The 21,087-nt window shown below is 48.8% G+C and carries 26 protein-coding genes and 1 pseudogene; 14 read left to right on the plus strand and 13 right to left on the minus strand.

Annotated features, from left to right (window positions below; all coding sequences use genetic code 11):
• Window positions 1–57: 57 nt before the first annotated feature.
• The 6 genes from MKQ70_RS40130 (at window position 58) to MKQ70_RS42935 (ending at window position 4,163) form a co-directional block, all read left to right on the plus strand.
• The gene (locus MKQ70_RS40130; RefSeq protein WP_282456887.1) at window positions 58–687 is read left to right on the plus strand and encodes a penicillin-binding transpeptidase domain-containing protein; all 630 of its coding nucleotides are present in this window, start codon (window positions 58–60) and stop codon (window positions 685–687) included.
• Entirely contained in the window at window positions 602–1,348 is a 747-nt protein-coding gene (locus MKQ70_RS40135) for a penicillin-binding transpeptidase domain-containing protein (protein ID WP_282456888.1), read from the plus strand. The genes MKQ70_RS40130 and MKQ70_RS40135 overlap by 86 nt, the downstream gene beginning before the upstream one ends.
• A 276-nt stretch (window positions 1,349–1,624) precedes the next feature.
• Window positions 1,625–2,383, plus strand: coding sequence for a rod shape-determining protein RodA (rodA, locus tag MKQ70_RS40140; RefSeq protein ID WP_282456889.1), 759 nt, complete (start codon window positions 1,625–1,627; stop codon window positions 2,381–2,383).
• Window positions 2,278–2,913, plus strand: coding sequence for a rod shape-determining protein RodA (gene rodA, locus MKQ70_RS40145; protein WP_308199270.1), 636 nt, complete (start codon window positions 2,278–2,280; stop codon window positions 2,911–2,913). Before rodA (MKQ70_RS40140) ends, rodA (MKQ70_RS40145) begins: the two co-directional genes overlap by 106 nt.
• A 151-nt stretch (window positions 2,914–3,064) precedes the next feature.
• Window positions 3,065–3,607 carry an MBL fold metallo-hydrolase gene (locus MKQ70_RS30835; RefSeq protein WP_248078331.1) on the plus strand — a complete coding sequence of 181 codons (543 nt, stop codon included), beginning with the start codon at window positions 3,065–3,067 and terminating at the stop codon, window positions 3,605–3,607.
• A gap of 331 nt (window positions 3,608–3,938) precedes the next feature.
• The gene (locus MKQ70_RS42935) at window positions 3,939–4,163 is read left to right on the plus strand and encodes a nuclear transport factor 2-like protein (RefSeq protein ID WP_372490161.1); all 225 of its coding nucleotides are present in this window, start codon (window positions 3,939–3,941) and stop codon (window positions 4,161–4,163) included.
• 127 nt (window positions 4,164–4,290) lie between these two features.
• Here MKQ70_RS42935 and MKQ70_RS30840 read toward each other — a convergent pair whose 3' ends face one another.
• From MKQ70_RS30840 to MKQ70_RS30880, 9 genes and pseudogenes are all read right to left on the minus strand, one after another.
• Window positions 4,291–4,743: a hypothetical protein gene (locus MKQ70_RS30840; protein ID WP_248078333.1), complete on the minus strand. Its 453-nt coding sequence runs from the start codon at window positions 4,741–4,743 to the stop codon at window positions 4,291–4,293.
• A 26-nt stretch (window positions 4,744–4,769) separates the two neighbouring features.
• Window positions 4,770–5,387: a hypothetical protein gene (locus MKQ70_RS30845; RefSeq protein WP_248078335.1), complete on the minus strand. Its 618-nt coding sequence runs from the start codon at window positions 5,385–5,387 to the stop codon at window positions 4,770–4,772.
• Between the two features lie 74 nt (window positions 5,388–5,461).
• Complete coding sequence (locus tag MKQ70_RS30850) at window positions 5,462–6,013, minus strand: RNA polymerase sigma factor (RefSeq protein ID WP_248078337.1); 552 nt, start codon at window positions 6,011–6,013, stop codon at window positions 5,462–5,464.
• 15 nt (window positions 6,014–6,028) lie between these two features.
• Window positions 6,029–6,409 (minus strand): transketolase C-terminal domain-containing protein, encoded by a 381-nt coding sequence (locus tag MKQ70_RS30855; protein ID WP_248078339.1) that lies wholly within the window; start codon window positions 6,407–6,409, stop codon window positions 6,029–6,031.
• On the minus strand, window positions 6,400–7,077 hold the full coding sequence (locus tag MKQ70_RS30860) for a transketolase family protein (protein ID WP_248078340.1): 678 nt from the start codon (window positions 7,075–7,077) through the stop codon (window positions 6,400–6,402). The genes MKQ70_RS30855 and MKQ70_RS30860 overlap by 10 nt, the downstream gene beginning before the upstream one ends.
• Window positions 7,078–7,132: 55 nt before the next feature.
• The gene (galE, locus tag MKQ70_RS30865) at window positions 7,133–8,164 is read right to left on the minus strand and encodes a UDP-glucose 4-epimerase GalE (RefSeq protein ID WP_248078341.1); all 1,032 of its coding nucleotides are present in this window, start codon (window positions 8,162–8,164) and stop codon (window positions 7,133–7,135) included.
• Between the two features lie 47 nt (window positions 8,165–8,211).
• Window positions 8,212–9,191, minus strand: a pseudogene (gene rfbA / locus MKQ70_RS30870) (glucose-1-phosphate thymidylyltransferase RfbA).
• Between the two features lie 427 nt (window positions 9,192–9,618).
• Window positions 9,619–10,626: an inorganic phosphate transporter gene (locus tag MKQ70_RS30875; protein WP_248078342.1), complete on the minus strand. Its 1,008-nt coding sequence runs from the start codon at window positions 10,624–10,626 to the stop codon at window positions 9,619–9,621.
• A gap of 39 nt (window positions 10,627–10,665) precedes the next feature.
• A complete protein-coding gene (locus tag MKQ70_RS30880; protein ID WP_248078343.1) occupies window positions 10,666–11,316 on the minus strand; it encodes a DUF47 domain-containing protein in 651 nt (216 codons plus the stop codon).
• A 365-nt stretch (window positions 11,317–11,681) separates the two neighbouring features.
• Here MKQ70_RS30880 and MKQ70_RS30885 point away from each other — a divergent pair, with 365 nt between their 5' ends.
• The 8 genes from MKQ70_RS30885 (at window position 11,682) to MKQ70_RS30920 (ending at window position 19,039) form a co-directional block, all read left to right on the plus strand.
• A complete protein-coding gene (locus tag MKQ70_RS30885) occupies window positions 11,682–12,458 on the plus strand; it encodes a UDP-2,3-diacylglucosamine diphosphatase (protein WP_248078344.1) in 777 nt (258 codons plus the stop codon).
• 139 nt (window positions 12,459–12,597) lie between these two features.
• Entirely contained in the window at window positions 12,598–12,864 is a 267-nt protein-coding gene (locus MKQ70_RS30890) for a hypothetical protein (protein WP_248078345.1), read from the plus strand.
• 280 nt (window positions 12,865–13,144) lie between these two features.
• Entirely contained in the window at window positions 13,145–14,578 is a 1,434-nt protein-coding gene (locus MKQ70_RS30895) for a TonB-dependent receptor (RefSeq protein WP_248078346.1), read from the plus strand.
• Window positions 14,575–15,528, plus strand: coding sequence for a TonB-dependent receptor domain-containing protein (locus tag MKQ70_RS30900; protein WP_248078347.1), 954 nt, complete (start codon window positions 14,575–14,577; stop codon window positions 15,526–15,528). Before MKQ70_RS30895 ends, MKQ70_RS30900 begins: the two co-directional genes overlap by 4 nt.
• A complete protein-coding gene (locus MKQ70_RS30905) occupies window positions 15,525–15,917 on the plus strand; it encodes a hypothetical protein (protein ID WP_248078349.1) in 393 nt (130 codons plus the stop codon). The genes MKQ70_RS30900 and MKQ70_RS30905 overlap by 4 nt, the downstream gene beginning before the upstream one ends.
• An 82-nt stretch (window positions 15,918–15,999) precedes the next feature.
• Window positions 16,000–17,442 carry a beta-helix domain-containing protein gene (locus MKQ70_RS30910; RefSeq protein WP_248078351.1) on the plus strand — a complete coding sequence of 481 codons (1,443 nt, stop codon included), beginning with the start codon at window positions 16,000–16,002 and terminating at the stop codon, window positions 17,440–17,442.
• A 287-nt stretch (window positions 17,443–17,729) separates the two neighbouring features.
• Window positions 17,730–18,692 (plus strand): putative porin, encoded by a 963-nt coding sequence (locus MKQ70_RS30915; protein ID WP_248078353.1) that lies wholly within the window; start codon window positions 17,730–17,732, stop codon window positions 18,690–18,692.
• Complete coding sequence (locus tag MKQ70_RS30920) at window positions 18,683–19,039, plus strand: hypothetical protein (protein WP_248078355.1); 357 nt, start codon at window positions 18,683–18,685, stop codon at window positions 19,037–19,039. Before MKQ70_RS30915 ends, MKQ70_RS30920 begins: the two co-directional genes overlap by 10 nt.
• Before the next feature lie 53 nt (window positions 19,040–19,092).
• Here MKQ70_RS30920 and MKQ70_RS30925 read toward each other — a convergent pair whose 3' ends face one another.
• The 4 genes from MKQ70_RS30925 to MKQ70_RS30940 all read right to left on the minus strand — a co-directional run bounded on the left by MKQ70_RS30925 (window position 19,093) and on the right by MKQ70_RS30940 (window position 20,996).
• Window positions 19,093–19,527, minus strand: a complete 435-nt coding sequence (locus MKQ70_RS30925) for a sensor histidine kinase (RefSeq protein WP_248078357.1) — start codon at window positions 19,525–19,527, stop codon at window positions 19,093–19,095.
• Window positions 19,506–20,141, minus strand: coding sequence for a histidine kinase dimerization/phospho-acceptor domain-containing protein (locus MKQ70_RS30930; RefSeq protein WP_248078359.1), 636 nt, complete (start codon window positions 20,139–20,141; stop codon window positions 19,506–19,508). The genes MKQ70_RS30925 and MKQ70_RS30930 overlap by 22 nt, the downstream gene beginning before the upstream one ends.
• A 169-nt stretch (window positions 20,142–20,310) precedes the next feature.
• Entirely contained in the window at window positions 20,311–20,526 is a 216-nt protein-coding gene (locus MKQ70_RS30935; protein WP_308199574.1) for a winged helix-turn-helix domain-containing protein, read from the minus strand.
• Window positions 20,442–20,996: a response regulator transcription factor gene (locus MKQ70_RS30940; RefSeq protein WP_248078361.1), complete on the minus strand. Its 555-nt coding sequence runs from the start codon at window positions 20,994–20,996 to the stop codon at window positions 20,442–20,444. The genes MKQ70_RS30935 and MKQ70_RS30940 overlap by 85 nt, the downstream gene beginning before the upstream one ends.
• Window positions 20,997–21,087: the final 91 nt, after the last annotated feature.

Raw genomic sequence — 21,087 nt, forward strand, 5'->3', positions numbered from 1 at the left:
GGTGTTTTTCCCGCTGATGCCACCTGAAATGTATGGCAAGCTCCGGAAAGCATGTATATGTTCCAGCCGGGGTTTGAGCTCGTGCTGCGCCCCGTACGGTCGTACCCGTACCATGCGGCCGCCAACATTCTCGGTTACATCGGCGAGGTACCTCCTTTTATGTTGCAGGATTCCATGCAACGCTGGGCCGACTACAACATGGGCGATTTCATTGGCCGTACCGGCCTTGAAGCTTCCTACGAAAAGGTGTTAATGGGCCAGCGTGGTATCCAGTATCTTGTAAAAGACAACCTGAACCGCCCGCAGGGCCCGCTGGAAAACGGTGAATTCGATACTGCCGCCGTGGCCGGCAAAAACCTCCGCCTGGCACTGGACATTGAACTGCAGGCCCTCGGCGAAAAGTTCCTGAAAAATAAAATCGGCTCGATAGTAGCCATCGATCCGCAAACCGGCGGTGTACTCGCCATGGTGAGCGGCCCCACGTTCGACCCGAACCTGCTGACGGGTTCTATGGGTGTAAAACTTCAACAAGCTATTTGTAGATACGGTATACCCAATGCTGAACCGCGGTATGCAGGCAATTTATCCACCCGGTTCCTCCATGAAGCCACTCACCGCGCTGATGGCGCTGGACGAGGGGGTGATCACGAAGGACTACGGATTTCCCTGTCATGGCGGTTATGCTAACTGTGGTAAGTTTATCCGCTGTACGCACAGTAATCCTGGCCACGCGGCCAACCTGCGCCTGGCGATCGCTAACTCCTGTAACGCTTACTTCGTGCACCTGTACCGGTTAGCGGTGGATGCACCCAAGTGGGGCGGGGTTAAAAATGGTCACCATAAATGGGCGGAGTATATGCGCTCCTTCGGGCTTGGTCATCGGCTGGGCATCGATATTCCGGGCGAATATACAGGCACGGTGGCCGATACGGCGGAAATCAACAGGCGGTACCGCGGGCAGTGGAACTCCTGCTCCGAGCTGTACGTGGGCATGGGCCAGGGCGCGGTAGTAACCACGCCGCTGCAAATGGCCAATGCGATGTGTATTATCGCCAATAAAGGCTACTACTACATCCCGCATTTCGTGGAAAGTGTAGATAATGACAAATCAGATATCCTTAAGAAATACAAAGAGCGGCACCAGGTGGCCAACGTATCGGACGATGCCTACGAGGCGGTGAAGCTGGGTATGGCGGACGTGGTAACCAGCGGTACCGGCCGCATTGCCGCCATCGACGGTATTGAAGTGAGCGGCAAAACCGGTACGGCGGAAAACCAGGCGAAAGTAAACGGCGTACTCACCAAACTGAAGGACCACTCCGTATTCGTAGCCTTCGCCCCCGCGTAAATCCGAAAATCGCCATTTGCGTAATCATTGAAAACGGCGGTTTCGGTGCTACTTACGCAGCCCCCATCGCCAGTTTGATGATGGAGAAATATTTGAATGACACCATTGCACTGACGCCCAAGCGCCAGGCAATGATGCAAAAATGCTGACCGACAATACCATGTCGCCGCGATTCGTGCTAAGTCCAAACTGGATTCCATGAACACCGCCTATGCCGGTTCCGGCCGCACGGGTGTAGACAGCCGAGGCAGATTTATACTGAATCAATAACGAGAAATGAACCGCTCACAATCCAAACTGACCCAGGGGATCGACTGGCCTATACTCGGTCTTTATTTTGCGCTGGTAATTATCGGCCTGCTCTCCATATTCGCGGCAGAGCATCGCGACGGCGATAACATCTGGCAGAATATTATTACCCTTAACAAGAACTACGCGCGCCAGATTATGTGGTTGGGCGTATCCCTGGTGCTGGCAACATTGATCTGGCTGATGGACAGTAAGTTCTTCACCGCCACGGCCAATTTGTTGTATGTGTTAGGTATATTGCTATTGCTGCTGGTACTGGCTATCGGGCAGGACGTGAAAGGTTCGCACTCCTGGCTCAAAATCGGTGGTTTCCAGTTTCAGCCGGCGGAGCTTACAAAACTATTTACCAACCTGGCCCTGGCCAAATACCTCTCTTCCCTCGAAACCGATTTTACCAAGTTAAGGCCAAGGCTGATCGCAGCGGGGATTGCGCTGTTACCTTGTGTTATTACCATTTTGCAGGATGAAACCGGTCTTGCACTGGTATACTTCTCTTTCTTCCTGGTAATGTATCGCGAGGGATTGCCCTCGGTATTGCTGGTGATCGCATTTTCGGCGATCGTATTGGTGTTATCGGCGCTATTGGTGGATAATAAGATGATCCTTTTATCATCTTTACCGTGCTGGCGGCGCTTACGATCTATTTTTCAAGACGGGAGATACGCCGGCGCAAATCGCGGTTGTTCGTCATTATCGGGGTATGGGCATTCTGTTCCGCCTTTGTGACCATCGTGGTGCCGTTCGCCTTTACAAAGGTGCTGAAAGACTACCAGGTAAAACGTATCAACGTAATGCTGGGTAAAGAAAACGATCCCAAGGCTACCTATAATACGCGCCAGAGCATGATCGCCATCGGTTCGGGTGGCCTGTTCGGTAAAGGATATCTCAAAGGCACGCAAACCCGGTTCGACTTCGTGCCCGAACAAAGTACCGACTTCATTTTTTGCACCATTGGGGAAGACTTTGGCTTCCTCGGTTCTGTGTTATTTATTGGTATTTATGTAGCCCTGCTCTTACGGATCATCCTGATCGCTGAACGACAGCGATCGACGTTCAGCCGGGTGTATGCATACGGCGTAGCCTGTATTATCTTCTTTCACCTGGCCATCAATGTTGCGATGACCATCGGTTTGGCGCCGGTAATCGGTATTCCACTACCGCTGGTGAGTTACGGCGGTTCCTCGCTGATGACGTTCACTATGCTCATCTTTATTATGCTGCGCCTCGACGCCGACCGGCAGATGGTTTTGCGTTAAACAGCACGGGAGAGAATACAAGCTTGTATTCCATTATTCATGTCCGTCGAAGCTGGATTCGCTGAATACCGCGTATGCAGGTCCGGGTCAGGGAGGTATTGACAACAGGGGACGGTTTATTCTGGACAGATAGCCGTATTTTTGCAGCAGCATGGCACGAATTATACCACTCTCGGAAGGAACTTTTACAGTAGACGGAACAAAGGCTTTTGTTCCCTACGACAGCAGTAAGGACACTATGCAGCAACGCGGCCCGGGTGCCCTGCTGGTCGAAATTCAACCATTCCTGGTTATTACGGATAAAGACTACCTGTTGTGCGATACCGGTCTCGGTTTCCGCAACAACGACGGCATTCTGCAGCTGCACCAGAACCTGATCGACAATGGCATCAACCCACTGGAAATTACCAAGGTACTGATGAGCCATTTGCACAAGGATCATGCGGGCGGCGTAAGTACGAAAGATCCCGTAACCGGCGAGCGTACACTTAGTTTTCCGCACGCCACCTATTACGTAAACGGCCGCGAAATGCAGTACGCCATTGAACAGGATGGTAAGTCTTACCTGGCCGATGAAGTAGGCCTGTTGCCCCAGCGCGACAATGTACAGTTCATCGATAATAACGGCACCATTGACGGTTATATTCACTACGAGTTTACTGGCGGACACTGTCCGTATCACCAGTGTTCTTAATAGACGATGGGGAGGATAAAATATTTTTGGGGGCGATGAGGCGCCCCAGGCTTCGCAGATGCGTGGCCGGTTTATCGCGAAGTACGATTATGATGGCAAATTAAGTATGGAATGGCGTCAAAAATTCATTGAGCGCGGTCGCGCCGAAGGATGGCAGTTTCTTTACTACCATGATGTTAAAACCCCGATCGGCACATTTTAGTAAGCCATTTACTAAAAACGGTAGGTATCCATTGCGGCAGTCCACTTATCTTTAAGTAAAAAAATGAACGCCGCTCAATTTGCTCACGAATGGCTGAACGCCTGGAATAGCCATGACATGGATGCGATTATGCATCATTATGCAGAAGATATCACTTTTTTCTCCCCCTTTATCCGGCGGGTTAACAATGATCCGTCAGGGTGTATCAAAGACAAAGGCTCCCTGCGGGCTTATTTTGAAAGGGCGCTGAAGGGGTACCCGGACTTACATTTCGAATTGTTCCGGTATTGGAAGGCGTTAATTCGGTGGTGTTATACTACAAGAGCGTTAACAACAACCTCGCTGCAGAACTGATGGTATTGAATGAAGCAGGAAAAGTAACGGAGGTCAGAGCTCATTACTTTCAACAATAAAAAAAAGACCGTCTCCAACATAAGACGGTCTTTTTTACCTAAAACAAAAAATCGAACGTACCAGTTATTTATTGTCTTTGCCGGCGCATGCCGCGATTCTCTTTTCTTTCCTTTAGCTGACGGATCATCATGCCCCGGAACTCGCGTTCGGAGCGGAAAAAGTCGGTTACCTTACGTGGCGGAATTACTTTTTGAAATTCATCCTTATACCGCGTTTTGATGTCCAGCATTTTCCGGGCATAGCTCAACTCCACATCGGTAGCGTCTTCGCCCGTATTATCAGTCCGTGTTTGCTGTTTATTCACTTTCGCCTGGCGCTTGCGGTCCTGTATCAGCAGTTCCACTTCCTTGGAATACCGGTTATATACGGGCCAGAACTTCTGGGCTTCTTCGGGCGACAGGTTCAGTTCTTTGCTGATGTAAGCAATTTCCAGCGATTTCACCTTGTCTGGATCGTTTTGTCCACCTCCTGCGCAAAAGCGGCGGGGAGTTGACCAAGGAGCATCAATGACATCATCCATATGAGGTAAAATTTCTTCATGTAGTATTAATTAGCTTCGTTAATCAGGTTCTCATCTACGTACTCTTCCGGGGCGTCGGTCGGCATGTCGTCGAGCTCGGCGGGAAGTACGGTTTCATTACTCACGGCCGCAAAAATGGCTTCTTCGTCAAAATCGTCGGTGTGGCTTTGCAGGTAATCCTCAATTTCCTGGTCGCTGAGCGCCGCCAGCTGCCTGTCCATCTTGGTGGCCATATTGCCATTGTTTTGCAACATATACAATCCGCCTACCGACAACAAAGCGGCCACACCTGCCGCCACCAGTATGCGCCTGATGGTTTTAACGCGGCCGGGCGTCTTCATGGGCACTACCTTCCCGGTTTCGGGTGCGCCGGTGATAGCTTTCAGGCTGATTCCCAGTTGATTAAAGTACCCCGCGGGTGCTTCAAACGGGGTTTTACGCGGTAAACCGGCGAGGAAAGGCGAAAGACTTTCGAGTTCTTCCGCTACCGATGCCGGAGCCTGTTCTTCCTGCCGCAGTAATTGCATGAGCTTTGCCGGGAAGGCGTCGAAATACCCTTCCGGTACGCTATACGGCGTGGCCGTTACGGGCATTTCCGGGGCAATCCCCTTCAGTTCATCTACTATTTCTTTCCCTTGTTTCATGCTTTATATTGATGCTTTGACAGCTTTTTGCGCTTTACGTTTAATCTGACCGGCATTTTTTCTCGGAAAAACGCTTATTCCTGTTTCATAAACTCTTCTATTTTTTTCACAGCGTGGTGGTAAGAAGCCTTCAACGCGCCTTCGGAGGTGTCCAGTACTTTCGACATCTGTTCGTAAGGCATTTCGTCGTAGTAGCGCAGGTTAAATACAATGCGCTGCTTCTCAGGCAGCCCCAGGATAGCTTTTTGCAGCTTCCATTCAAGTTTGTTGGCGTCGAACTGGCTGTCGGCCTTCAGTTTATTTTCCAGTCCCGTTTCCACATCGGACAACGATACGGAGGATTTGCGTTTTTGCTGTTCCAGGTAGGACAGACTTTCGTTGGTGGCTATCTTGTAAAGCCAGGTATATAATTGGGCGTCTTCCCGGAAATTCTCCAGGTTCTTCCAGACTTTTATAAACACATTTTGCAGCACGTCATTGGCATCCTCGTGGTTGATCACCAGGCGGCGAATGTGCCAATACAGCTTTTCCTGGTATTTCTGGACGATGAGGGTAAACCCTTTTTCCCTGGTGCCAGGCTGCTGGTATAATGCCAAAAGTTCTTTGTCCTCCTGCGTTACGCCCATAGTTCGGTTAAGTGGTTAGCATCCGGGTTTGTACCAATATAAAATAAAAAACCCATCGTTAGATGGGTTTTTTGAACGAAGGTTTAATCCCTTATATCGGAAATTATGCTTTTTTACGGGCAATGGCTTTCTCGGCTGCTTCCACGATGTTCGGCGTATCCAGGCCGTACTTTTGAGGAGGTCGGTAGGTTTACCGCTCTCGCCGAAAGTATCGTTGGTGCCAACATACTCGATGGGGCAGGGAATGTGCCGCGCCGCTACCTGTGCAATGCTGTCGCCCAGGCCGCCCAGTACGTTGTGCTCTTCGGCGGTTACCGCGCAACCGGTTTTGGTCAGCGATTTAATTACGGCTTCTGTATCCAGCGGTTTAATGGTGTGGATGTTGATCAATTCCACACTATAACCTCTTTCTTCCGAGGATGCGGCCGGCTTCTACGGCTTTCCATACCGGTGTCCGCAGGCAAAGATGGTGATGTCGGTACCTTCATTGAGCACCTGTGCTTCCCGATCTCAAATTTTTGGTCTTCCGGTGTGAAATTCGGCCATTTCGGACGACCGAAGCGCAGGTAAACCGGGCCTTCATATTCCGCTACGGCGATGGTAGCCGCTTTGGTCTGGTTAAAGTCGCAGGGTACGATCACGGTCATACCGGGCAGCATTTTCATGAGGCCGATATCTTCCAGGATCTGGTGGGTAGCGCCGTCTTCACCCAGGGTTAACCCTGCATGGGAAGCACATATCTTAACATTTTTGCCGGAGTAGGCTACAGACTGGCGTATCTGGTCGTATACGCGGCCGGTAGAGAAGTTGGCAAAAGTGGTCGTGTACGGGATTTTGCCGCCAATGGTCATACCTGCAGCCACACCGATCATGTTAGCTTCAGCGATGCCGCATTGTACAAAGCGGTCGGGGAATTCTTTAATGAAGGCATTCAGCTTCATAGAACCGAGCAAATCGGCTGTCAGCGCTACCACATTAGGATTTCTACGCGCTGCTTCGAGGATGCCTTCACCGAAACCGCCACGGGTTTCCTTTTCGTTCAGGACTTGTATGTCTTTTACCATAGTTGCCAGTTTAGTGCCGCAAATTTAGAAAAATAGGAGTGGAATTATAGCGAAATTAGTTGTTCAGTACCCTGTCGCGCAAAGACACTTCCCACTGCCAGGCCGTACGCATCATGTCTTCGATGCTCTGCTTGGGCTCCCAGCCTAGCTTTTCGCGGGCATAAGAGTTGTTGGCATAAATCTCGATCACATCACCCGGACGGCGGGGGCCCAGTTCGTAGTTCAGCTTTACGCCGGACACTTTCTCAAAGGCTTTGATGGCTTCCAGTACGGTTACACCGTTACCGGTACCCAGGTTGATGATTTCACGTTTGCTTTCATTTTTACCATCCAGCAGGTATTGCATAGCTTTTGTGTGCGCATTGGCGATGTCCATTACGTGGATGTAGTCGCGTACGCAGGAACCGTCGCGGGTATCATAATCAGTACCAAACACGGTTACTTTCGGCAGTTTGCCGATGGCGGTCTGGGTGATGACCGGCACCAGGTTATCGGGCCTGCCCAGGGGTAATTCGCCGATCAGCGCGGTGGGGTGCGCACCCACCGGGTTAAAGTAGCGGAGAATAATATTGTTGGTGTCGTTTACGCGGCTGTAATCCTCAATGATCTGCTCACCCATCTGTTTGGTACGGGCGTAGGGGCTCTGTGCCTCGCCGAGCGGGGTGCTTTCCACTACCGGCAGGGCATTGGTATTGCCATATACGGAGCAGGAAGAAGAGAAAACCAGGTTAGGGATGTTAAACTCTTTTACACATTTCAGCACGTTTACCAGCGAGGTAAGGTTGTTGTGGAAGTAGTAAAGCGGATCAGACACTGATTCGGGCACGGTTTTAAGCGCCGCGAAGTGGATCACGCCCACAATATCCCTGTTCTCGTGAAACACCGCATGGGTGTCTTCCAGGTTGCAAAGGTCCACCTTGTAGTTATGGATCTTTTTACCGGTAATTTTTTCAATACCTTCTAAAAGCTGCGTAGAGCTGCGCACGTTGCTGTCTACGGACACTACTTCGAAACCATGATTGATCAGGTCCACTATCGTATGCGACCCGATATAGCCACAACCACCTGTAACAAGAACTTTTTGCATATTGCTGATTATTGAGATTCTGTGTAATGATTATTTCACGAGTTCCATCAGGTATTGACCATAGCCGCTTTTTTCAGCGGTTCCGCCAATTTGATGAGTTGCGCTTTGTCGATAAAGCCTTTACGGTAGGCAATTTCTTCAATACAGGCGATTTTGATCCCCTGGCGTTGTTCTATCACCTGTACAAACTGGGAGGCCTGCATCAGCGAGTCGAAGGTGCCGGTATCGAGCCATGCCGTACCGCGTGGCAGTACACTTACCTGTAACTTGCCGCGGCGCAGGTATTCGCGGTTTACATCCGTGATTTCGTATTCGCCGCGGGGGCTGGGTTGCAGGTTTTTCGCAATCTCCACTACAGTATTATCATAGAAGTACAGGCCGGGCACCGCGTAGTTAGACTTGGGCTGCGCGGGCTTTTCTTCGATAGATACCGCTTTCATGCTGCTGTCGAACTCCACTACACCATAACGTTCGGGGTCGGATACGTGATAGGCGTATACGATACCACCGTCTGGCTGCACATTGTTTTGCAGTTGTGTGCCGAGACCGGCGCCATAAAAGATATTATCGCCCAATACCAGGGCTACGTTGTCCGTCCCGATAAATTCCGCACCAATTACAAATGCCTGGGCAAGACCGTTGGGCACTGCCTGCTCTGCGTACTGTAAATTCAGGCCGTACTGTGAGCCGTCGCCGAACAGTCGTTTGAAGGACGGCAGGTCGTGGGGGTGCTGATGATAAGAATGTCTTTTATACCTGCCAGCATCAGTGTTGACAGCGGATAGTAGATCATTGGCTTATCATATATCGGCATGATCTGTTTGCTGATAGCATATGTAATCGGGTGTAAACGGGTACCGGACCCGCCGGCAAGTATAATTCCTTTCATGGATCGAACAATCGGTTTAAAATCAAAGGACCTGTTCTGAGGCCGCACAAAAATAGGGGGTATATAGTTATCGCCATAATTTTTTAAAGGGAAAAAGATGGATAAAGCCAGATAAACCTTTTTCGGTGAAAATAGCATCAGTGGTAGCCTGGACGGGCTGCTGCTTTCCGGTGGTAAGTGGCGGGAGGCAGTGGGCAGCCCCCTATACTTCGCGGTTGTATCCCTTATCGACCTTAGCCTTATCCTTCGTTGATCCTACGTTGATGCTTCGTTTATATAAGGTTCATCCTTTGTTGGTGAACCTAGGTTGAACCTACCTTGAACCTAGGATGAACCTAGGATGAACGAAGGATGCTTATTGGATGGGGCCATAAAACAGCCAGTGTCACGTCCTGAAATAGGTTTACACTCAGGTTAATAATCCGGATTAAGGTTTACACCTGTTGATAGCGTACTGAAGGTTGAAGTGAGTGACACACCGGCGGCTGAGGAAGGGTTAGAGGCTGGTTCAAAAAAAAGCCCACCGGAAGGCCGGCGGGCAAGATATACTAAAGATACAGTTAGCTTAGATGAACAGGCTTACTATGAAATAGGTACCTGCGGCCAGCATGGCGCTGATGGGAATGGTCAGGATCCAGGCCCATAACAGGTTAACCGTTACACCCCAACGTACGGCAGACAGGCGTTTGGTGGCGCCTACACCAATGATGGAGCCCGTGATGGTATGGGTGGTGCTCACCGGGATACCCAGCGATTCTGTAAGGTACAGCGTAACGGCGCCCGCTGTTTCGGCACTTACGCCTTCCAGTGGTGTTACTTTGGTAATGCGGGAGCCCATTGTTTTCACGATTTTCCAGCCACCGCTAAGGGTACCGAGGCCGATTGCCGTGAAACATGCGAAAGGAACCCAATCCGGTACCGACTTCAGATCGGGGATTAATCCGTGAGCCACCATGGCTGCGGCGATGATGATACCCATTACTTTCTGGGCGTCGTTACCACCGTGGCCAAGGCTGAATGCTGCCGAAGAAACCAGCTGCAGTCGCTTAAACCAGTTCTCCGCCCGGTAAGGATTGGCTTTGCGGCAGATGTTCACGATAATTACCGTGATGATAAACGCCACGATCATACCTATGAGCGGTGCCAGTACGATGAAATATACGGTAGGCAGTACTTTGGAATAATTAATTACGTCGAAGGAGCCGTGTGCGTTAGCCACAGCAGCGCCAATGAAGCCGCCGATGAGGGTGTGCGAGGAGCTGGACGGGATCCCGTACCACCAGGTGAGGAGGTTCCAGGAAATCGCTGCCACCAGGCCGCAGAAGATCACTTTTAACGTAATGAATTGCTCGAATACCGATTTGGCAATGGTGTTACCCACTTTAAACTCGCCGTAAACGTATTTGGAAATGAAGAATGCCGCGAAGTTGAAGAGCGCTGCCCAGAGTACCGCCTGAAAGGGCGTAAGTACCTTGGTGGATACGATCGTGGCAATAGAGTTGGCAGCATCGTGAAAACCGTTAATGTAGTCGAAGATGAATGCCAGTATAATAATGATAACCAGAAAAGTCATGATACAGGTGAATTGCGCCGTTGATCAGCAAAAGCGTTATCAGGCATACTTGATAATAATAGTTTCGATCACATTGGCAGAATCCTCACACTTATCAGTGGCAATCTCCAGCGCCTGGTATATTTCGCGCATTTTGATCAGTTCGGCGGCATTGGTCTCAAATTCGAACAGGTCGCCGATGGCGCGGTCGTAGATATCGTCGGCGTGGTTTTCCAGGCTGTTGATTTTTACGCAGGCGTCGGTGATCAGGCGCATGTTGTTCATGGTGCGCAGTTCGGGAATAGCGCGGTGCAGTTCTTTACAACCCTCCAGGATCAGGTGGGCGAGTTTGCGTACACTTTCTGTAATTTCCTTGATTTTATACAGGTCCATCCTTTTGGCAGAACCGTGTATGTAATCCGCTACGTCGTCCAGGGTAGACGCCGGGTAGTGGATGTCTTCGCGGTCGAACGGTGTAATGAAGTTCTGACCCAGCTCTACGAATATGCGGTGCGTATAGTCGTCATTTTTGTGTTCAAGGCGCTCAATCAGGTGAGTTTTGTCTTTACGGAACGCAGGATCATTGCTCTCCACAAGGTTCACGAGTTCCTGGGCCATATCTACCAGGTTTGCCGACACATCTTCAAACAGTGAATAGAACACCCTGTCTTTCGGCATAAAGAGTTTAACGATAGAATTGAAGCCTCCCATATAGTTTGTTTTATTAGAAATTTGCCGCAAAAATAGCTTTCAAAGGGTATAGGAGCCAAGAAAATGCACGAATTAATAATTCCTTAACACTGGATTAATATAAAAGTAATATAGCGATTTTTCCTTTGCAGAAGAAAAGATAGACCGCAAAATTGTATGTAGTTGAGTTTTGACGCGGGTTTGCAGGCTCTTCGCTAATAAAGTCGGCCTGAACAGACCCGGTAATACCCGATCGTATATTTTTCTCAGTTAAACAAAAATCCGGGCCCCGCGGTTTAAGCCCGGCGATTATTCCGAGTCCGCATGTCCGACAAACGCCCATTAGATATCGTTGTTATCTCAGATGTACACCTGGGAATTTATGGTTGCCACGCCAAGGAGCTGGTGAACTACCGGACGGTATCGATCCTAAAATCCTGGTCCTGAACGGTGATATCATAGATATCTGGCAGTTCAGCAAGCGCTATTTCCCGAAATCACATACCAAGGTAATCCGGAAGGTGCTGAAAATGATCGGCAAGGGTACCGAAGTGTATTACCTTACCGGTAACCACGATGAGGCGCTCCGCAAATACGCGGGCTTTGAACTTAGCAACTTCACGATCGATAACAAATTGATTTTAGAGGTAGATGGCAAGCGGCACTGGTTTTTCCATGGCGACGTGTACGACGTGACCATGAAAAACTCCAAGTGGCTGGCGAAGCTGGGCGGCAAGGGGTACGATATCCTTATTATTATCAATCGTTTAGTAAATAACATACTGGAGAAGATGGGCCGCGAAAAGATGTCTTTCTCCAAAAAAGTGAAGCAGGGTGTGAAAAAGGCGGTGAGCTTTATCTCCGACTTTGAACAAACAGTGGCTGAAATTGCCGCGGAAAAAGAATTTGACGTGGTGTGCTGCGGGCATATTCATCAACCTGTAATCAAAGAAATGGCTTTCGGGGGCCGCAAAATTACCTACCTGAACTCGGGCGACTGGGTGGAGAGCCTGACGGCACTGGAGTATACCAAAGGAGATTGGTCGCTGTATGTGCACCCGGTATCCAAAGCATCGCGGCAGCAGGTGGTGGCATCGGAGGAAGAAGAAGAGGGTGGCATTGAATGGCCGGATGGTAAGGTGATTAGTTTCCCATCTATCTAAAAAGAAATAGATATTTTAATTATTTTAATATATTTGTAACGACTTTCACGTCAGTTGTTTACAATTAAGTAACCTGATATTAATATTTAAGTAACCCTGTGTTACTAAGTTTGTCCTATACCTGTTAAGCAGAATTTAGATGAAGATCCTGAAGTTACATCCTTTAATGACCGTATCCCTGTTACAGATGCAATTCCAGCGTCTGTTGAATTGCAATGTCACTGTGTACATTAAACACTCCCTGGCGAACGCTTTCGATACCCTGAAAGAAGCGGGCCTTGAAGAAGGAGATATGATCGAGCATCCTATTGACGAGACCCTGAGTTTACGTGAATTTGAGGAAGAGCTGGAAGACAAATACAATTTTTGCCGGAACTTTGCAGGCTTGATCAGAAGTCGTTTATGAATAAAAGCCTCCGTTTGTTCCAATTAGGAGAGTCGAAAGTTAACAGCGCCATATCACCGGAAATCATAGCCCAGCAGATGAACAACATGTACCCTAATCGCGGTGCGTCGCTGTAAACCTATACCATGGCCTTTCTTAGCAGATTATCATCGCTGCAAGGACCCGCGTTCGTGTTAATGATTTAATAATGATTCCTTAACAACTTAACATTCTGGTAACATTGTGGTAACAGTGCGGTAATGCTGTGCTGGTAGTTTTGCGTCGAAATAAACAAACTAAAGTGAGACGCATAACTTTCGTATTACAATTCATCTTCGCATTACTGTTTGGCGCTGTACAAGTCTTTGCACAAAGCAATGGTAAAGTAGCCGGTAAAGTGACTGACCGTAAATCAGGCGAGTCGCTCCCCGGTGTAACCGTGATTGTTCTTGGAACTTCTACCGGTGCAGTGACCGATGTGGAAGGACGTTATAATATTTCTGTAAAACCAGGTACCTATACGCTGCAGCTGAAGTTCATGAGCTATGCTACTAAAGAAATTTCTGAAGTAGTGGTAAAATCCGGTGGTGTAACCAACCAGGATGTAACCATGGACGAACCCAAATCTGAAAACCTGCATGAAGTGGTGATCCGCGGTTCTGCAAGAACAGAGACGCTGAATTCCCTGCTGACGTTCCAGAAAAATACCAATACCGTTGCTCAGGTAGTATCTGCGGAATCTATCCGCAAATCGCCGGACCGCAATACCAGCGATGTACTGAAGCGCGTTCCCGGTGCATCTATGATCGATGGTAAATACATCGTGGTGCGTGGTTTGTCTGACCGTTACAACCAGACCATGATGAATGGCGCGCTGATGTCTTCTACAGAGCCCGATCGTAAAACTTTCTCTTTCGACCTGTTCCCTGCGAGCATTATCGATAACATTATTATCAACAAAGCAGCTACGCCGGAAATGCCTGCGGAATTTGCGGGAGGTTTGATTCAGATTAATACCAAAGACGTTCCTGACCAGAACTTCTTTAACGTATCAGTAGGATCTGGTTTTAACACCAACGTACTGGGCAAAGATTTTTATACTTACAAGGGTGGTAAATTCGACTTTTTCGGTGTAGACGATGGTGATCGTAAACTGAATGGCGATTTTCCGACGACGAAAACACTGGCGCAGAGCAGCGCTGATGACAGGGCAGAAATGGGACGTTCCCTTTCTGACCGCTGGGCCGTGAACGACGAAAGCGGCAAACTGAACCTGAACCTCCGGGCTACCGGCGGTTTCGTGGCGAAGAAAGATGCTTCTAAAGGGTGGGCTGGCGTGTTCTCCTTCACTTACAACAAACAAAACAGGGCTGGTTCCATTATCAGGAACAACTATCTGCCCAGCGACATGTCGCAAACATTCTCTTACCGCGATGAGTTTTACAGGCAGAACGTGCTGATTGGCGGTCTGGCGAACTTCACCTACCGCAATAAAGACACAAAAATCAGCCTGAAAAACTCTTATACCATTAACAGTAACGACCAGACCACCCTGCGTACCGGTACCGATATGGAAGGTGGTGTGAACTATGGCATCAAAAGTCAGGAGCTGGCCTTTACGTCGAACAGGCTGCTGAATTCCCAGTTGCTGGGCGAGCACTTCCTGAAAGCCAGCGGTATCAAAATAAAATGGAATGGTAGCCTTGCCGGATGTCGCAGGATATTCCGGATATGAGAAGGTTAAAATACACGTCGCTCGACGGTAATAACTACTATGTAAACGTTCCTAAATTTACAGGTAACCCGAGAAATGCCGGCCGTTTCTTTTCTGATCTGAACGAAACCGTGCTGGGCGCATCTGCCGACGCATCCAAAACCTTTAAGCTGTGGGGTAACCAGCAGCAGGTAAAAGTGGGCGGTTTGTTCCAACGTAAAGACAGGGTGTTTAACTCGCGGGCGCTCGCCATCATTGGTGGTACAAACAGTGATGCGCTGCTGACCCTGCCTGCTTCAGAGATATTCAACAAAAACAACTACGCAGCTGATAAATTTTACCTCGATGACCTGACAGAGCCTTCTGACTCTTATGAGGCGTACGCTAACCTGGGCGCTGGCTACCTCCAGTTCGACAACCAGTTTGGCGACAAAATCAGGTTGGTTTGGGGCGCCAGGGTAGAATACTACTTTCTGCAACACCTGCAGGCAAGAGATGGTAGCGGTGCACCGAGCGAAAATACTGCTACGGACGTACTGCCTTCATTAAACCTTACCTACATGCTGAATGCAAAAACGAATATCCGTTTGAGCGGTTCGCAAACTGTGGCGCGTCCTGAATTTCGTGAAATTGCTCCATTTGCGTTTTACGATTTTGAGCGCAACGGTACTGTGTTTGGTAACTCGAAACTGGAACGTACAAAAATTACCAACCTCGATCTGCGTTACGAAATCTATCCCGCAGCCGGCGAACTGCTGACAGCAGGTGTATTCTACAAATACTTTAAATCGCCTATCGAGATGATGTTTGAAACCGGCCAGGGTTCTCCCACCTTCAGCTATGATAACGTGGAAAGCGCTACGAGCTATGGTGTGGAAATTGAGTTCCGTAAGAAACTCGGCTTCCTTGGCAGTGAGTTCTGGACAAATTTGCCCTGTTTGGTAATGCCGCCTGGATCAAGAGCGAAGTGAAATTCCCGAAAAATTACGTAGGAGGTATGGACAGGCCGATGTATGGCCAGTCGCCCTACCTGGTAAATGGCGGGCTGCAATTCGATAACGAAAACTCCGGCACCAATGCTTCTGTGCTCTTTAACGTGATTGGTCAGCGTATTGGACAGGTAGGTAATGCCAACACTCCTAACATTTGGGAAAATCCTCGTCCGGTACTGGATTTCCAGATTACACAGCGCATATTCAAAAACGCAGATATCAAATTCACCGCTTCGGATGTCCTGAACAAAAAAGCAACCAACTATTGGGGGCAGGACGAGAAGCGCTACAAAGACGGTACTGATAAAGTGATCAGTCAGTTCAGCTATGGCACCAACATCGGTCTCACTTTTAACTACAAGTTCTAACGCTTGTTCACAATTAATTAAGATTGGCTTAACATACCAATAATAACCAAGTTCGATTTTCGTACCCACAAAAAACGATATAATGAAAAGAAGCTTAGCAGCGATCGCGGCAATTGCGATGTTTACTATCACAGCGTGTTCTGATAAAGACTCAGGCAAAGGTGGCGGAAACAATACCCAGTCTGACACTCTTAGTGGTCCGATCACCGCCAGCCGTACCCTGAAAGCCGGTACAACCTACTACATCAGCGGTCCTACTTTTGTAAAAAACAACGCGGTACTGACTATTGAGCCAGGTGTTGTAGTGAAGGCGATTAAAGGTACCAAAGCTACCCTGATCATCACCCGTAATTCAAAGATAATGGCTGAAGGTACTGCTTCTAAGCCTATCGTATTTACTTCTAACCAGGCTGCTGGTTCCCGTAACTACTCCGATTGGGGTGGCATCGTGATCCTGGGTAATGGCGCCGTTAACACCGCATTCAAAGGTGTTGCGAACACCAGGCAGGTAGAAGGTTTCAGCACTACTGACCTCGATACCTATGGTGACGACGTTATCGGTGGTGGCGGTCGCGCTACTAATCCGGCTGTAAACAACGCAGACAACTCTGGTGTACTGAAATATGTAAGGATCGAATTTGCAGGTATTGCACTTTCTACATCTCCTAACACAGAGCTGAACTCACTGACTATGATCGGTGTTGGTAGCGGTACTACTATCGACTTCGTACAGTGTTCTTTCGGCGGTGACGACGCTTTCGAATGGTTCGGCGGTTCTGTGAACGCTAAACACCTGATCTCTTTCCGTACCCTGGACGACGATTTCGATACTGACAACGGTTACAATGGTAACGTACAATTTGGCCTGGCTATCCGCGACAAAGACATCTCTGATGTTGCTTTGCCTGGTCAGTCTAACGGCTTTGAGTCTGACAATGACGCTGACGGTACTGAAACTGCCCCTATCACTGCACCTGTTTTCTCTAACATGACTGTTATCGGCCCCTGGGCTATCAACGGTGGTGCTAACATCGGTACTAACGTATTCCAGTGGGGTCTGTTCGTAAGAAGAGCTACCCGCCTGAACCTGTACAACAGCGTTATCGTAGGCTGGCCTTATGCTGTACTGTTCAACGGTACGAAAACTGCTGACGCAGCACTGGCTAACAACCTGGCTATTAAAAATAACTTCTTCACCGGTAGCACTGTAGCAAACGTATCTACTGCCGGTGGTATCACTGTAGACGTAAAAGGCTGGTTAATGGGCGCTACTAACGCAAATGACACCACTACCACCCTGGCTAACCTGAAGTTGACTAAACTGACCGGTGTAAACGCAGTTACCCTGGCTGACCTGGACGCTCGTCCTGCCACTGGTTCTCCGGTGTTGACTAAAGCCAGCTTTACTGATGCAAAAGTTAACAACGCAAACTTCACCAATGTTCCTTACGCTGGTGCATTGAGCGCTACAGATACCTGGACTACAGGCTGGACCAACTTCGATCCTAAATCTGCTGCGTACTAATCAGTACATAAGTATTAAGTTTTCATAAGCTGTTTTTTAGGGCTGGCCTTTTGGCTGGCCCTTTCTTATATCCCCTTGTCAGCAATTTGGGCGACGCTCCACCCAGGGATGAACTCCGTTACGCTTCGGTATAAGCGGAAATAGTGTCCATTAACAATGGGCAGCTGAATTTAACAGCGCCCAGCCAGTAACCAGGGAAAGGTTCGCACGAAACAGGCGACCAAGGTTAAGTAATTGTTACCAAATTGTTACGTAACAGTTTTCCGGTTATTTTTGCGCAAATTTTAGTGTTGCATGAAAAAGCCGCGTTCCCGGTCTTGCTTTGCATGATGCTGTGTATCAGCCACATTACCCACGCCCAGTTCCTGATGGATATGATCGATACCACCACCGATGTGGGTAAGGGTATGTTTTCCATGTATAAGAAGTTTGACGCCCTGCGTCTCGGGGGCTATATGCAGCCACAGTTCCAGTTTGCAGCGCGCCAGGGAGCCAAAGGTTATGCCGGCGGTGATTTTGCCGAGCATGTGAACAACCGTTTCATGTTGCGCCGCGGCCGTATCCGGTTTGATTATGAACGTTTTAATCACGACGGTTTACCGGTGGTGCAATTTGCTTTTCAGTTCGACGGTACGGAGCGGGGAGTGAATATCCGCGACTTCTGGGGACGTTTCTTCGAAAACAAGTACAGTATGTTCTCGCTCACCACGGGTATGTTTCCGCGGCCTTTCGGGTATGAGATCAATCTGTCATCCAGCGACCGCGAAACACCGGAACGTGGACGTATGTCGCAGATACTGATGCGTACGGAGCGCGACCTGGGCGCTATGCTCAGTTGGGAGCCGAGGCTGCGTAAAGATGTGTGGCGGCACCTTAAAATAGACGCTGGTTTTTTCAATGGACAGGGCTTAACCGGTACAGGCGACTACGATAGCCACAAAGACTTCATCGCCCGCGCTTACCTGCGGCAGCTGGAGATTGCGCCTAAAATGCGCCTGTCAGTCGGCGCCTCTGTTTTACAGGGCGGCATGCAACAATTTACGCCCTATATCCACAAGATGGATGGAAAGGCTTTTACGACGGATTCCACCGGTAATATCGATGAAGTGGCACCCCGTCACTATTACGGCATGGATGCGCAGCTTCGTATCGCCAATCGTATTGGTTTCACAGAGTTCCGGGCCGAATATATCCGCGGTACACAAACGGCGACGGCCAATACCACTGAAACACCGGCAGCGTGCCTATGACTGGCGGCGCGCCGGCCCCGCTGTACATCCGTCCGTTTGACGGCGCTTACTTTTACTATGTGCAACATCTTCATAGCATCAAGCACCAGCTGATCATCAAGTATGACTGGTACGACCCGAATAGAAAAGTGAAAGGGAGGGAGATAGGAGCGAACAGTGATGATGGGTTTACCGGTGCTGATGTGCGTTATAATACATTAGGGTTTGGCTACCTGTATCATTTCAGCCCTCAGTTGAAGATGTTCTTCTATTATGATATCGTGGAGAATGAGAACACCAGTCTGGATGGATTTACAGATGATCTGAAGGATAATGTGTTTACGTGCAGGTTGCAGTTCCGGTTTTAAAATAAGAAGCCGCTGGTTTACCAGCGGCTTTCACATATACATAAAGCTAAAAACTACTCTCTTACGGTTTCCAGCGTAAACCCAAATGTAGACCCCACGTCCGGCTTACTCCTCACATTGATCGTTTGCCCGTGCGCTTCAATAATGTGCTTCACTATTGCCAGGCCCAGCCCGGTACCGCCGATATCGCGGCTACGGGCTTTGTCGGTACGATAGAAACGTTCGAATACGCGGGGCAGATGTTCTTCCTGCATACCGATACCGTCGTCCGAAATCTCCACCAGGCTTGTTTTACCATCAAGGTTGTAAATGCTCGCTACCGTGGAACCCTGTTGTTTACCGTATTTGATGGAGTTGTCGATCAGGTTGATCAGCACCTGGCGTATTTTCTCCTTGTCTGCGAGCACCTGCACCGGCGCCTCACATCCTTTTTTGATACTGAATTTGATGTCTTTCTGCCTGGCCTTCAGCGAGAGGGTGTCGAACACGTCGCGGATGAGGTCTGGATAACAAAGATTTCTGTATTGATAGTCATCTCGCCGCTTTCCAGCTTTGAAATTTCGTCGAGGTCGTCGAGCAGTCCGCACAGGCGGTCAATGTTCTTGGTGGCATTTTTCAGGAACATCTTATTCACGGTCGGGTCTTCCATAGCGCCGTCGAGCAGGGTGTGGATATAGCCCTGCACCGCAAAAATGGGCGTTTTCAACTCGTGCGAAAGGTTCATCAGAAATTCTTTACGAAAAGCCTCGTTGCGGCGAAGATTGTCCAGTTCCTCTTTCTTTTGGCTGGCCCATTTCTCCACATCTTCACTCACTTCCTCGATTGTTTTCAGGGGGAGGATGTTTTTGTTAAAGAAGTCTTCCCTTTTAGTCGCTTTGGTCTGGTAGATGAACTTGTAGATCAGTTTGATCTTCCTGTAAATGAAATTCTGCAGTGTATAGAGGTACAGGTAATACGCCACTAGGAACGTTACCACAAACGCAATGGCGACGGTCCTGAAGGTTGGTTCAACCAACAAGGTTCCCATGGCAGCTACTACTGACAAGATCAGTGCGGTAAAAGCGGCTAGTTTTTGCGGTGATAAATTTTTTGCTTTCAGCATACTCCAGAGTGAGTAATTGTTGTAATACAGGGAAATTAAACTAAATTTTTTATTTGCCATAACAAGCACTTGGCGCCTTCACATGTAAAGCTTCAAAAATAAGACTATTCAAAAAGCAAAGAAAGCGCATAAAGCGCTTTCCTCCATATTAAATATTTTATGGCAAGTATTACATCTCAAATTTGTAACCTACTCCTTTTACGGTAGTTATCAGGTCGATACCGATTTTCTGGCGGATTTTGCGAATGTGTACATCGATGGTGCGGTCGCCCACGATCACCTCTGTACCCCATACCTGATTCAGGATTTCGTTGCGGAGAAATACGCGGCCGGGTTTGGAAGCCAGCAGCTGCAGCAGTTCGAATTCCTTTTTAGCCAGTACAATTTCTGGTCTTTATAGGTTACTGCAAACTTTTCGCGGTCAATGGTCAGGTCGCCGAGGAGCAATTTGGTTTCTTCCTCTTTGTAAAGCCTGCGGAACAGGGCGTTGATACGGCTGACCAGCAATTTCGGCTTGATGGGTTTGGCGATATAGTCATCTGCGCCCATGTTGAGTCCTTCGATTTCCGACTTTTCGTCGTTCAGCGCGGTAAGGAACAGGATCATGGTATCTTTGAATTCGGGTAGTTTTCTGAGGTCGCGACAGGTGTCGATGCCATTTTTGTTGGGCATCATGATATCCAGCATAATCAGGTCGGGGCGGAAAATTTTCGCCTTCTGAATAGCTTCGCTCCCATCCTTGGCAACTACCGTATCATACCCCGCACTTCTCAGGTTGTAGCTGATAATTTCAAGGATGTCCGTCTCATCGTCCACTACCAATATCTTTCCGGCTGCCGCTTGGTCCATCATCATAAACTTTTATGTTTTAAAAGACGCTGCAAAATTAATCAGGACTGGCCGTGATTAATGGAAAGTTAACATTATGTAATTGTTAAATTGAAGC

Source organism: Chitinophaga sedimenti (assembly GCF_023156195.1).
Lineage (GTDB): Bacteria > Bacteroidota > Bacteroidia > Chitinophagales > Chitinophagaceae > Chitinophaga > Chitinophaga sedimenti.